At 70.1% G+C, this 12,994-nt stretch carries 10 protein-coding genes; 3 read left to right on the forward strand and 7 right to left on the reverse strand.

The genetic code is table 11. The features are described from left to right. Window positions 1–82: 82 nt before the first annotated feature. Both ACIPSA_RS37320 and ACIPSA_RS37325 read left to right on the forward strand, forming a co-directional pair. Window positions 83–778, forward strand: a complete 696-nt coding sequence (locus ACIPSA_RS37320) for an NUDIX hydrolase (RefSeq protein ID WP_402642987.1) — start codon at window positions 83–85, stop codon at window positions 776–778. Between the two features lie 120 nt (window positions 779–898). Then, entirely contained in the window at window positions 899–2,098 is a 1,200-nt protein-coding gene (locus ACIPSA_RS37325; protein WP_402642989.1) for a MarP family serine protease, read from the forward strand. 18 nt (window positions 2,099–2,116) lie between these two features. On the opposite strand, the gene ACIPSA_RS37330 is transcribed toward ACIPSA_RS37325, so the two are convergent. The 6 genes from ACIPSA_RS37330 to ACIPSA_RS37355 all read right to left on the reverse strand — a co-directional run bounded on the left by ACIPSA_RS37330 (window position 2,117) and on the right by ACIPSA_RS37355 (window position 10,366). Then, entirely contained in the window at window positions 2,117–2,296 is a 180-nt protein-coding gene (locus ACIPSA_RS37330; RefSeq protein WP_402642992.1) for a hypothetical protein, read from the reverse strand. A gap of 127 nt (window positions 2,297–2,423) precedes the next feature. After that, the gene (locus ACIPSA_RS37335) at window positions 2,424–3,353 is read right to left on the reverse strand and encodes an alpha/beta fold hydrolase (protein ID WP_402642994.1); all 930 of its coding nucleotides are present in this window, start codon (window positions 3,351–3,353) and stop codon (window positions 2,424–2,426) included. Beyond that, a complete protein-coding gene (locus ACIPSA_RS37340; protein WP_402642997.1) occupies window positions 3,350–3,844 on the reverse strand; it encodes a phage holin family protein in 495 nt (164 codons plus the stop codon). Before ACIPSA_RS37340 ends, ACIPSA_RS37335 begins: the two co-directional genes overlap by 4 nt. A 39-nt stretch (window positions 3,845–3,883) precedes the next feature. Further along, the gene (nhaA, locus tag ACIPSA_RS37345; protein ID WP_402642999.1) at window positions 3,884–5,320 is read right to left on the reverse strand and encodes a Na+/H+ antiporter NhaA; all 1,437 of its coding nucleotides are present in this window, start codon (window positions 5,318–5,320) and stop codon (window positions 3,884–3,886) included. Between the two features lie 208 nt (window positions 5,321–5,528). Next, a complete protein-coding gene (gene acs, locus ACIPSA_RS37350) occupies window positions 5,529–7,484 on the reverse strand; it encodes an acetate--CoA ligase (protein ID WP_402643002.1) in 1,956 nt (651 codons plus the stop codon). Window positions 7,485–7,798: 314 nt separating this feature from the next. After that, on the reverse strand, window positions 7,799–10,366 hold the full coding sequence (locus tag ACIPSA_RS37355) for a bifunctional SulP family inorganic anion transporter/carbonic anhydrase (RefSeq protein ID WP_402643004.1): 2,568 nt from the start codon (window positions 10,364–10,366) through the stop codon (window positions 7,799–7,801). 337 nt (window positions 10,367–10,703) lie between these two features. Between ACIPSA_RS37355 and ACIPSA_RS37360 the strand changes: the two genes are divergently transcribed. After that, window positions 10,704–11,969 carry a hypothetical protein gene (locus ACIPSA_RS37360; protein WP_402643006.1) on the forward strand — a complete coding sequence of 422 codons (1,266 nt, stop codon included), beginning with the start codon at window positions 10,704–10,706 and terminating at the stop codon, window positions 11,967–11,969. Window positions 11,970–11,972: 3 nt separating this feature from the next. Here ACIPSA_RS37360 and ACIPSA_RS37365 read toward each other — a convergent pair whose 3' ends face one another. Then, window positions 11,973–12,953 (reverse strand): ATP-binding protein, encoded by a 981-nt coding sequence (locus ACIPSA_RS37365; protein ID WP_402643008.1) that lies wholly within the window; start codon window positions 12,951–12,953, stop codon window positions 11,973–11,975. Window positions 12,954–12,994 lie beyond the last annotated feature (41 nt).

A 12,994-nucleotide genomic window follows, 5' to 3' on the forward strand; every position in this document is an offset into this window, starting at 1 on the left:
CGGCACGCCGGTCGACGCAGCCCGGCCCGCCGGAACGATCTCGGGACCGTCGGGCGTTGGACACGGCAGAACGGGGGTGCCCATGACGCACACGAGCAATACCCAGGGCGGCTCGGTGACACTCAGCAAGGCAGGGCTGCCCGAGTGGCTGGACCCGGTGGTGAGCGCCGTGGAGACGGTCGAGCCGCTCCAGCTCAGCCGCTTCCTGCCGCCGGAGAACGGGGCGGGGCGGCAGTCCGCCGTGCTGATCCTGTTCGGCGAGGGCGAGCGCGGCCCCGAGCTGCTGCTCATGGAGCGTGCCGGGTCGCTGCGCTCGCATGCCGGCCAGCCCGCGTTCCCCGGCGGCGCCCTCGACCCCGAGGACGGCGACCCGCAGGCCGACGGGCCGCTGCGGGCCGCTCTCCGCGAGGCCGAGGAGGAGACCGGACTCGACCCGTCCGGCGTCCAGCTCTTCGGCGTGCTGCCCCAGCTCTACATCCCGGTCAGCGGCTTCGTCGTCACACCGGTGCTGGGCTGGTGGCGCAAGCCGAGCCCGGTCGGCGTCGTCGACCCGAACGAGACCGCGCGCGTCTTCACCGTCCCCGTGGCGGATCTCACGGACCCGGAGAACAGGGCCACCGCCGTCCATCCGCGCGGCTACGCAGGTCCGGCATTCCTGGTCGAATCGGCACTGGTCTGGGGTTTCACGGCCGGACTCATCGACCGGCTGCTGCATTACGCGGGCTGGGAGCGGCCCTGGGACAGAGAGAAGCAGGTCCCACTCGACTGGCGGTCATGACAGGGTGAACCCCGTGCTGTGTTTTCCCGGGGGACGCCGTGTCCCTTTGCCGCTTCGCGGCGGGCCGGACCCCCGGCAGAGCTGGAGGGACCGGAGAATGACGAGGCGAGGCCAGAATCAGTGAACGTGCTGGACATCCTGCTGCTGGTCGCCGCCGTGTGGTTCGCGATCGTCGGCTACCGCCAGGGGTTCGTCGTCGGCATCCTGTCGGTGATCGGGTTCCTGGGCGGCGGTCTCGTCGCCGTCTACGTGCTTCCCGTCATCTGGGACGCCCTGACCGACAACGCGGAGGTCAGCACGACCGCCGCGGTCGTCGCGGTGGTCGTCGTCATCGTCTGCGCCTCCATCGGCCAGGCCCTGACCACTCACCTGGGCAACAAGCTCCGCCGGTACATCACCTGGTCCCCGGCCCGCGCCCTGGACGCGACCGGCGGCGCGCTGGTCAACGTCGTCGCGATGCTGCTGGTCGCCTGGCTGATCGGCTCGGCCCTGGCCGGTACGACGCTGCCGACGCTCGGCAAGGAGGTCCGCAACTCCAAGGTGCTCCTCGGTGTCTCCCGGGCCCTGCCCGCGCAGGCGGACACCTGGTTCGCGGACTTCTCCTCGGTCCTCGCGCAGAACGGCTTCCCGCAGGTCTTCAGCCCCTTCGCCAACGAGCCGATCACCGATGTCCAGCCCCCCGACCCGGCCCTGGCCAACAGCGTCGTCGCCACCCGCGCCCAGAACTCCATCGTCAAGGTCATGGGCACCGCGCAGAGCTGCGGCAAGGTCCTGGAGGGCAGCGGCTTCGTCTTCGGCGACCGCCGCGTCATGACCAACGCCCACGTCGTCGGGGGCGTCGACGAGCCCACCGTGCAGATAGGCGGCAAGGGCCGCAAGTACGACGCCAAGGTCGTCCTCTACGACTGGGAGCGCGACATCGCCGTACTGGACGTGCCGGACCTGAAGGCGAGTGCTCTGCGGTTCTCGTCCCAGGACGCGTCGAGCGGCGACAGCGCGATCGTCGCGGGCTTCCCGCAGAACGGGTCGTACGACGTCCGTGCCGCGCGCGTGCGCGGCCGCATCACGGCCAACGGCCCGGACATCTACCATCGCGGCACGGTCCGCCGCGACGTCTACTCCCTGTACGCGACCGTCCGCCAGGGCAACTCCGGCGGCCCGCTGCTCACGCCCGACGGCAAGGTGTACGGCGTGGTCTTCGCGAAGTCCCTCGACGACGCCGAGACCGGCTACGCGCTCACGGCGGACGAGATCCAGGCGGACATCGCCAAGGGGCGTACGGCGAGCGAGCAGGTGGGCACCGACAGCTGCGCCCTGTAGGGCGGCCCGCGCGTGCGGTCAGCCGCGCGGGTGACGCAGCCGTACCGAGACCCATCGGGCCCGGCGGCGCAGGATGCGCGGGATCCCCACCCGGAGGTCCGCTCCCGGCACCTGCGGGGCGCCTCGGCGGTGGGAGCTCAGACCGCCTGCGGAACGGCGGTCGCGGGGTGCGTCACTGTAGTCGTGCGTCCAGCCCATACCCCGACGTCTGCCCCTGCCCCATGGTCGATAACCGCCTCCGGGCCCCTCAATTGGCCTATGCGCCAGGCATGTGGCTGTTCGTAGGACAGATGTTCAACTCCGCATACCGGGCGTATCGGCTCGGTCACCGATCGGGTTCGGGGTCTTTGAGCCAGTTGATCAGCTCGGCGGAGAACGCCACCGGATGCTCCTCGTGAGGGAAGTGGCCGAGCCCGTCGAACAGGCGCCAGCGGTACGGCGCCTCGACGTACTCGCCCGATCCCGCCGCGCTGCGCGTCCGCATCACCGGGTCCAGCGAGCCGTGCAGATGCAGCGTGGGCACGCGCACCGGCCGCTTCATGCGGCGGTTGAACTGGATGCCGTCCGGGCGGGCCAGCGACCGCACCAGCCAGCGGTACGGCTCGACCGAGCAGTGCGCCGTCGACGGGATGCACATCGCCCGCCGGTACGTGTCCACCGTCTCGTCGTCCGGCAGCCGAGGCCCTGACCACTCCCGGAGCAGCCGGCCCACGAGGGCTCCGTCGTCGGCGACGAGCTGCCGCTCCGGGATCCAGGGCCGCTGGAAACCCCAGATGTACGAGCTGGCGGCGGTCTGCCTGGCGTCCCGCAGCATCGCGGAGCGCCAGCGCCGGGGGTGCGGCATGGAGACGACCGCGAGTCGCCGTACGAGCTTGGGCCGCATCGCGGCCGCGGTCCACGCCAGATAGCCGCCCAGGTCGTGGCCGACCAGTGCGGCGTCCGGCTCGCCGAGCGACCGGATCACGCCGGTCACGTCGAGGGCGAGATTGGCCGGGTCGTACCCGCGGGGGGTGCGGTCGCTGCCGCCCACGCCTCGCAGGTCCATCGCCACGGCACGGAAACCCGCGTCGGCGAGCGCGGCCAGCTGGTGCCGCCACGTCCACCAGAACTGCGGGAAGCCGTGCAGCAGCAGCACCAGGGGGCCGTCGCCCAGCTCCGCGATGTGGAAGCGGGCGCCGTTGGCGGCGACGTCCCGGTGGGTCACCCCTTCGGGGACATCGACGTGTACGACCGATGGAGTGGCGGGATCCGTCATGACGACGAGCGTGCCACAGCTTCGATGGCCTCGGGCATCCGGTCCTCCAGGGCCGGGCGCTCGGGGCGCGGGTGCGGCTTGGCGTTCTGCAGGACGCCCGCCGTCTCCTTCATCGACGCGGCCACCTTCTGCGGGCCCTGGCTCTTCTTGGCCTTCTTCGCGAAGACCACGCCGACCAGCGAGAGGACTGCGGCCACCAGGACGTTCGCCGCGAAGGACAGCAGGAAGCAGACCGCGAGGTTCCAGCCGCTCCAGGTCCGGATGCCGTACGCCAGGGCGAAGTTGAGCATCGGCAGGGAGAACAGCAGCAGCACGCCGGCCGCCGAGAACGCGCCGCCGCTCGTCGCGCCGCGCTTGACGTCCTGCTTGAGCTGGGCCTTGGCCAGCGCGATCTCGTCGTGCACCAGCGCCGACAATTCGGTCGTCGCCGAGGCGAACAGCTGGCCGATGCTGCGTTCGGCGCCGACCGGGCTGCCGTCGGGTGCGCTCATCGCGGTCTCCCTCTTCGTCTTTTGTACCGTCTCGTCAGATCATGCCGGACGGTCGTCATCCTCGCCTGCCCCGCCCGGTACTTCGGCAAGCCCGTGGCGCGACTCGGCCTTCTCCCGGGCGATGCGGCGGTGCTCGGCCGCCTTCCGCTCGTAGATCTCCGCCATGCGCAGGTGGTACGCCGGTTCGTCCTGCTCGTAGATGTCGGGGATGCCGTCGAGGTCCTCGTCCCGCTCCTCGTCCTGACACAGCCTCCGGTACCTGCCGTTACGTATCTTCAGCAGGACGGTCGCACAGACGGCCGCGATCAGCGAGCCGGTCAGTACGGCCGCCTTGACCTCGTCGGTGAGCACCGCGTCGCCCTCGAAGGCCAGTTCGCCGATGAGCAGCGAGACGGTGAAGCCGATACCGGCGACGGACGCCACGGCGAAGACGTCGGCCCATTCGAGGTCCTCGCTGAGGGACGCCCGGGTGAAGCGGACGGTCAGCCAGGTGCCGCCGAAGATGCCGGCCGTCTTGCCGACGACGAGCCCGAGGACCACACCGAGGGTCTCCGGCTTGGTGAACACGTCCATTAGCGCCCCGCCGGAGACCGACACACCGGCGCTGAACAGCGCGAACAGCGGTACGGCGAGGCCTGCCGACAGAGGGCGCACCAGGTGCTCGATGTGCTCGCCGGGGGAGTGCTCCTCGTCCTCGTGGGCGGTGCAGCGCAGCATCAGGCCCATGGCGACGCCGGCGATCGTCGCGTGGACGCCGCTGTTGTACATCAGCGCCCAGATGACGAGGGCGAGCGGGACGTACACGTACCAGCCGCGCACGCCCTTGCGCAGCAGCAGCCAGAAGACGGCGAGCCCGGCGACGGCCCCGCCGAGCGCGGCGAAGCCGATGCGGTCGGTGAAGAAGACCGCGATGATCACGATCGCGAACAGGTCGTCGACGACGGCGAGCGTCAGCAGGAAGGCGCGCAGGGCGCTGGGCAGCGATGTGCCGATGACCGCGAGCACGGCGAGCGCGAAGGCGATGTCGGTGGCGGTGGGCACGGCCCAGCCCTGTGCCGATCCGCCGCCGGTGATGGCGGTGAGGGTGTAGACGAGTGCCGGTACGGCCATTCCGCACAGCGCGGCCGCCACGGGCAGCACGGCGGCCTTGGGGTCCCGCAGGTCGCCGGCGACCAGCTCGCGCTTGAGTTCGATCCCGGCGACGAAGAAGAAGACGGCGAGCAGCCCGTCGGCGGCCCAGTGCTCGGCGGAGAGGTTCAGCCCGAGAGCCCCGGGGCCGAGGTGGAAGTGGCTCACGGCCTCGTAGCTGTGGTGCAGCGTGGGTATGTTCGCCCAGATCAGCGCGGTGACCGCGGCCACGAGCAGCAGTACACCGCCGACGGTCTCGGTCCGCAGGGCGTCCAGGACGATCGTCCGCTCGGGGAGGGACAGGCGTCCGAGGACCCTGCGGGAGGCTTTGTCGCGAGGCGGGGCCACGGGGGAGACCTCCGGGTGGTGGGCAGGGCAGAGCACATGCCGACCAGACTTCCCGGCGCACCTTGAGGATCTTGTCGCGTCACTGACGCTTTGCTTAGTTTACCTAAAGTTGCGAGGGGGCGCATCCGGTGCTTCCACGTTATGCGCGAAAGGGGCGCCCCGCTGTCGCGCGGGGCGCCCCTCAGGAGCGTGTTTTTCCTCGGTCCGCTCAGTCCTCGCTGGGCGCCGCCGGCAGCTTGGTCTGGATGAGGTCCATGACCGTCGAGTCGGTCAGCGTGGTCACGTCACCGAGCTGGCGGTTCTCCGCGACGTCCCGCAGCAGGCGGCGCATGATCTTGCCGGAACGGGTCTTCGGCAGCTCCGCCACCGGCAGGATCCGCTTCGGCTTGGCGATCGGGCCGAGCGTGGCACCGACGTGGTTGCGCAGCTCACCGACGAGCTTGTCGTCCTCGGACGCCGTACCGCGCAGGATCACGAAGGCGACGATCGCCTGACCGGTCGTCTCGTCCGCGGCGCCCACGACGGCCGCCTCGGCGACGGAGGGGTGCGAGACGAGCGCGGACTCGACCTCGGTGGTGGAGATGTTGTGGCCGGACACGAGCATGACGTCGTCGACGCGGCCGAGCAGCCAGATGTCCCCGTCGTCGTCCCTCTTCGCCCCGTCGCCGGCGAAGTACTTGCCCTCGAACCGCGACCAGTACGTGTCGAGGAACCGCTGGTCGTCGCCCCAGATGGTGCGCAGCATCGACGGCCACGGCTCGGTCAGGACCAGGTAGCCACCGCCGCCGTTCGCCACCTCGTTGGCCTCGTCGTCGACGACGGTCGCGGAGATACCGGGCAGCGGCCGCTGGGCGGACCCCGGCTTGGTCTCGGTGACACCCGGCAGCGGCGAGATCATCATCGCGCCGGTCTCGGTCTGCCACCACGTGTCCACGACCGGCGTCCGGTCGGCGCCGATGTGCTTGCGGTACCAGATCCAGGCCTCGGGGTTGATCGGCTCGCCCACGGAGCCCAGCACACGCAAGCTGCTGAGATCGAACTTCGCGGGGATGTCGTCGCCCCACTTCATGAACGTACGGATGGCGGTCGGCGCCGTGTACAGGATCGTCACCCCGTACTTCTGCACGATCTCCCAGAAACGTCCCTGGTGCGGGGTGTCGGGCGTGCCCTCGTACATGACCTGCGTCGCGCCGTTCGCCAGCGGCCCGTACACGATGTACGAGTGCCCGGTGACCCAGCCGACGTCGGCCGTGCACCAGTACACGTCCGTCTCCGGCTTCAGGTCGAAGACGGCCCAGTGCGTGTACGCCGCCTGCGTGAGGTAGCCGCCGGAGGTGTGCAGGATGCCCTTCGGCTTACCCGTGGTGCCGGACGTGTAGAGGATGAACAGCGGGTGCTCCGCCTCGAACGCCTCCGGCGTGTGCTCGGCGGGCTGCCGCTCTACGATCTCGTGCCACCACACGTCGCGCTCGTCGTTCCAGGCGACGTCCTGGCCGGTGCGCCGCACGACGAGCACGTGCTCCACGCGGTCCACGCGCGCGATCGCGTCGTCGACGGCCGGCTTGAGCGCGGACGGCTTGCCGCGCCGGTAGCCGCCGTCGGCCGTGATGACGACCTTGGCGTCGGCGTCCTCGATGCGGGTCGCGAGCGCGTCCGCGGAGAAGCCGCCGAAGACGACCGAGTGCGCGGCGCCGACACGGGCGCAGGCGAGCATCGCGATCGCCGTCTCCGGGATCATCGGCATGTAGACGGCGACCCGGTCGCCCGCCTGAACTCCCAGTTCCAGCAGAGCGTTGGCGGCCTTGGAGACCTCGTCCTTCAGCTCGGCGTAGGTGATCGCGCGGCTGTCGCCGGGCTCGCCCTCGAAGTGGATGGCGACCCGGTCGCCGTGCCCGGCCTCCACATGGCGGTCCACGCAGTTGTACGCGACGTTGAGCCTGCCGTCCTTGAACCACTTGGCGAACGGCGGGTTCGACCAGTCCAGCGTCTCGGTCGGTTCCTCGGCCCAGGTCAGCCGACGGGCCTGCTCGGCCCAGAAGCCGAGCCTGTCAGCCTTGGCCTGTTCATACGCCTCCGCCGTCACGTTGGCGTTCGCGGCCAGCTCGGCGGGCGGCGCGAACCTGCGCTCTTCCTTGAGCAGGTTGGCCAGGCTTTCGTTGCTCACGACATCTCCCTTTCGAAGGGTGTCCGTTGTGTCCCAGGCCACAGCTCATCAGACCCGGGGGTCGGATGACAAGGGTCGACCTAAAATTGGTTTAGACCTGTCGGGGTGGAGTCGTGGGTGCTGTGGCCGGGCGGAGTCGCGGCGCCGGGGTCCTGGGCGGCGGCACCGGGGTCCTGGGTGGTGGCGGAGCCGTAGGCGGTGGCGACGGAGCCTTGGGTAGTGGCGACGGAGCCTTGGGTGGTGGCGACGGAGCCTTGGGTGGTGCGGCCGGCACTTGAGCGGCCGCACACCCTGTCCTTCCCTTCCCGGTCCGCTCACGCCGGGCTGGGCAGCTCCTCCGCTCCTGCCACATGCGTGAACAACACTTCGGCCCTGCCCGGCTCGCCGAGCAGATACGCCTGCGCCTCGCCCACGTGGAAGTACATCCCGTGCAGCTCCAGCGCACCTTCCGCCAGCGCCCGTGCCACCGAGCCGTGCGCACGCAGATGCTCCAACTGCTGGACCACGTTGGTCAGGCAGAGCTGCTCCACCGCGTCGGCGGCCGGCCGACCGGCCAGCCGCGCCCAGGGGCGGCGGTCCTCAGCCATCCGCTCCAGGCTCGGCAGGCCGTGCCGCAGCCACCGTCTCAGCGGCGTCGGCTCACCCCCCGGCTCGGAGCTCAGCAGCGCCTGCATGGCCCCGCACCCGGAGTGCCCGCACACCGTGATGGACCGCACCTTCAGCACGTCCACCGCGTACTCGATCGCCGCCGCCACCGAGTCGTCTCCGCTCTCCTCGCCCGGCAGCGGCACCAGGTTGCCGACATTGCGGACGACGAAGAGGTCACCGGGACCGCTGGAGGTGATCATCGACGTCACCAGCCGGGAGTCGGCGCAGGTGAGGAAGAGCTGGGACGGCCGCTGGCCCTCCCGGGCCAACCGCGCCAGCTCCTTCCGCACCAGGGGGGCGGTGTTGCGCTGGAACGCGCTGATGCCACGTGCCAGTTCGTGTCCGCTGGACATGGAGCCGGAGCCGGAGCCGAAGTCGGGGCCGGGGGTCGTGTGGGAGCCGGTGTCGGATGTGGAGTCGGAGCGGGAGCCGGTGGTGGAGCCGGAGCCGGAGCCGGTGGCGGCGTCGGCATTGACATCGGCGACGGCGTCGTCTGGGATCGCCCCGTTCGGGTGCCTGGTCCCGTCGGACTCCGGCTGCCGGTCCACGCCGCCGCTCGGCCGACCGCCGGACGGCATGTCGCACTGGTGGTTGCGCCAGGGCGTCCAGGGCCGGCACCGGCATCCGGCGGACGCCGTCGGCTCGTCGGTCCGGAGTCCGGTGCGGCGTCCGGTCAGATCGGCGGTGCCGCCCTGCGCGGTGTGCGCGCTCTGCCAGTCCTGCAGTGACTCGTACGCCGCGTGGTCCATGAACGAACCGTCCAACTCCACCACGGCGTGGGTGCCTTGGGGTACGAGATGCAGGGCCCGGCTGAGCCGTGGCACCGCGAGGAACGTCAGCTGTCCTCGTACATGTAGGTGATGGACTCCTTCCTTCTCTTCGTGCGTGATACGGGTGCGGGCGAGGCGGTGCAGGGCGACGGCCACGGCCATGGCGACCCCGAGCAGTACACCCTCGAGGACGCCGAGGAACGCCACGCCGAGGGTGGTGACGATGTACACCAGCACTTCCCGGTGGCGGGTCACCGTGCGGATGTGGTGCAGGGACACCATCTGGATGCCGACGGCCATCACCAGGGCGGCGAGCGAGGCGAGCGGGATGAGGTCCAGGACCGGGACCATCAGCAGCGCGGCGACTACTACGAAAACGCCGTGCAGCATCGTGGAGTTCCGGCTCACGGCGCCGGATTGCACATTCGCCGAACTCCGCACGGCCACCCCCGCGACCGGCAGTCCGCCGAGCGCTCCGGAGACGATGTTGGCGGCGCCCTGCCCGAGCAGTTCCCGGTCCAGGTCGGAGCGTCCGACGCGGGCCCGCTGCCCGGGGCGTTTGGCGACCAGCTTGTCCACGGCGACCGCGCCGAGCAGCGACTGCACGCTGCACACCAGCGTGGTGGTGAACACGGCGGCGGCGATGCCGAGCACGGGACCCTCGGGCAGACCGGCCAGGGCGTGGCTGCGCCAGGACGGCAGGTCGACCCTGGGCAGGGTCAGCCCGGTGAGCGAGGCGGTCGCGGTGGACCCCGCGACGGCGACGAGCGCGGCCGGGACCCTGCGCAGCAGCCGGCCGGGTCGGCCGGGCAATCGCGGCCAGACCAGCAGCAGGGTCAGGGTCAGCGCGCTCATCGACACGGCGGCTGGGTGCAGGCCCGCCAACTGGGCGGGCAGGGCCAGGATGTTGTCGAGGACGGAGCTCTGTGGAGTGCCGCCGAGGACGATGTGCAGCTGTGCGACGGCGATGGTGACGCCGATACCCGCGAGCATGCCGTGTACGACGGCCGGGCTGACGGCGAGGGCGGTGCGGGCCACGCGCAGGCAGCCGAGGCCGAGTTGGGTGATACCGGCGAGAACGGTGATGCTGCACGTCGTCCGCCATCCGTAACGGTGGATCAGATCGGCGGTGACGACGGTGAGGCCGGCGGCCGGGCCGCTGACCTGGAGCGGGCAGCCGCCGAGCCGTCCGGCGACGAGTCCGCCGACGGCGGCCGCGACCAGTCCGGCCTGGAGCGGGGCGCCGGTGGCGAGGGCGATGCCGAGGGACAGCGGCAGGGCGATCAGGAAGACCGCGATCGATGCGGACAGGTCGGCACCGGCGACGCGGAATCGGCGGGGCGGGGCCGGTGGCGGGCTGTGCGGTTGGTGGGGGTGCTTCGTCCGGGTCGGGTCGGCGGTGTGGATTCCGGCCTCTCGGGCGAGGCCGAGGGCCTGGGGTCGGGTCGGTACGCAGGCTGACATGTTTCCCGTCTCCTCCGGGGCAGCGCGGTCGCGGAAGGGGTGGTCCCCCGTCGAGATGGCGGGGGCGGTCGCGGCCGTGGGTCACGGCGTGCAGCGGCGGGATGAATCAACGTTCGGTAAATGAATCGTAATGCAGAGTAAAGGTCATACATGGACTTTCAGTGCAAATGGTTCAGATATTCACTCTCCTGGATGAACCGAGCAGTTTATCGGCTTGTCGTATTAATTCCTTCTCGGCCTCGTGGGACCTTGGCGGCGCTGCCGGCACAACCCGGCACATCACCAGAAAACGCCTTCATCGGCGTTGGCCTGAGAGAAGGAAGAAGGTGGACGGAACATGGCCGCCACCCAGAGGATCGCCGCGGGCGCCATGGCCACCGCGGCCTGTGCGGCATCGTTGGTCGGCTGCTCGACCGGCTCCGACGGTTCCCAGGAAGGGGCGCCCGGACCTGAGCAGGGAGCGCCCGCGCCCAGGAGCGTGGTCCGCATGATCGGCGACGGCTCCACCGCGTACACCGGTGCGCAGCCGCACCTGCCCAGACCCGAACGGCTCAAGCCCGGCCAGAAGCCCCCGCAGTTCGTGGTGTTCTCCTGGGACGGCTCGGGCGAGGACAGCCAGAAGCTGTTCTCCCACTTCCGCAAGGTCGCCAAGGCCAACCACGCGACCATGACGTTCTTCCTCAGCGGCGTGTACCTGCTGCCCGAGGAGAAGCGTGACCTCTACCGGCCTCCGCAGCACTCACCGGGCCGCTCCGACATCGGCTTCAACGACGAGAAGGGCATCACCGACACAGTCAGGCAGCTGCGGCTCGCCTGGCTGGAGGGCAATGAGATCGGCACCCATTTCAACGGCCATTTCTGCGGCAATGACGGCGGCGTCGGCCAGTGGTCGGTGGACGAGTGGAAGAGCGAGATCGCCCAGGCCAAGCAGTTCGTGAAGTCCTGGAAGACCAACACGGGTCTGCGGAAGGCGCCGCCGCTGCCCTTCGACTACGACAAGGAGCTCATCGGCGCCCGCACGCCCTGCCTGGAGGGGCAGAAGAACTTCATGAAGGCGGCGAGCGAGCTCGGCTTCCGCTACGACACCAGCGGTGTCAACGACCAGGTCTGGCCGAAGAAGAGGGAGGGTCTGTGGGACCTGTCGATGCAGCTGGTGCCCTTCCCCGGGCACACCTACGAGCAGTTGACCATGGACTACAACTTCATGGTCAACCAGTCCGGCACCTCGACCCAGGGTGACCCCGACAAGTACGACTACTGGGGCGACCAGATGCGGGACGGCCTGCTGAAGGGCTTCTACCGGGCGTACGACGGCAACCGCGCACCCCTGGTGATCGGCAACCACTTCGAGTCCTGGAACGGCGGCACCTATATGCGTGCCGTCGACGAGGTCGTCGAGCAGGTGTGCAACAAACCAGAGGTGCGCTGTGTCTCCTTCCGGCAGCTCGCCGACTGGCTGGACGCCCAGGACCCGGAGACCCTGGAGAAGCTGCGCACCCTGAACGTCGGCGAGGCGCCCAGGCGGGGCTGGGCGTCCTTCCTGTCGGGCCACGCCGCCCCGGCCCCCAAGGGGGTGCCGGGGGCGCCGGCGATCGGACGGTAGCCGTCAGACAGCGGCGGCCACACCCTCGCTGAGCACGAACCCGGGGTCGATCTGCGCCGCCAGGTCGACTCCGGTGCGCTCATTGCCCCAGGACAGGGCGTTCTTCAGGTGGAAGTGCACCATCTGGCGCGTGTAGCGCTCCCAGTCGCGCAGCTCGTAGGTCGCGTCGGCGGCGACCCGAAGGGTGCGCAGGGCGCGGCTGTTGGCGTCCTCCAGGCGCTCGAACCGCGGCGGCTGTCCCTTCTCCATGGCGCGCACCCAGTCCGAGTGCCCCACCGTCACCAGCAGGTCGTCCCCGACCTCCGCGCGGAGGAAGTCGACGTCCTCCTGCCCCTGCACCTTGTTGCCGACGACCTTCAGGACGACGCCGAAGTCGCGGGCGTACTCCTTGTACTGGCGATAGACGGAGACCCCCTTCCGGGTCGGCTCGGCCACGAGGAACGTGATGTCGAAGCGGGTGAACATGCCGGAGGCGAAGGAGTCCGAGCCCGCCGTCATGTCGACCACGACGTATTCGTCGCGGCCGTCGACCAGGTGGTTGAGGAACAGCTCCACCGCTCCCGTCTTGGAGTGGTAGCAGGCGACTCCCAGGTCGGCGTCGGTGAAGGAGCCGGTGACCATCAAACGGACGGCGCCGCCGTCGAGTTCCACCGGCCGCGCGCAGGCGTCGTACACCGGATTGGGCTCCCGCACCCGGACCAGCCGCGAGCCCTCGCCGGGCGGGGTCGTCTTGATCATCGTCGCGGTGGACGTGACGCGCGGGTTGGAACCGCGCAGGTACTCCTTGATCAGCGACAGCCGCTCGCCCATCGCGGGCAGCGCGGCCGCCTGCGACTCGTCGAGACCGAGCGCGGCACCCAGATGCTGGTTGATGTCGGCGTCGATGGCGACGACCGGCGCGCCGGCGGCCGTCAGATGGCGGATGAACAGGGAGGAAAGCGTGGTCTTGCCGCTGCCGCCCTTCCCGACGAAAGCAATTTTCATGTTCACAAAGAGTAGTCGCTTGGTTGCTGTATGTGTCATAC

Origin of the sequence: Streptomyces sp. NPDC086549 (assembly GCF_044746205.1) — a bacterium.
Classification (GTDB): Bacteria; Actinomycetota; Actinomycetes; order Streptomycetales; family Streptomycetaceae; genus Streptomyces.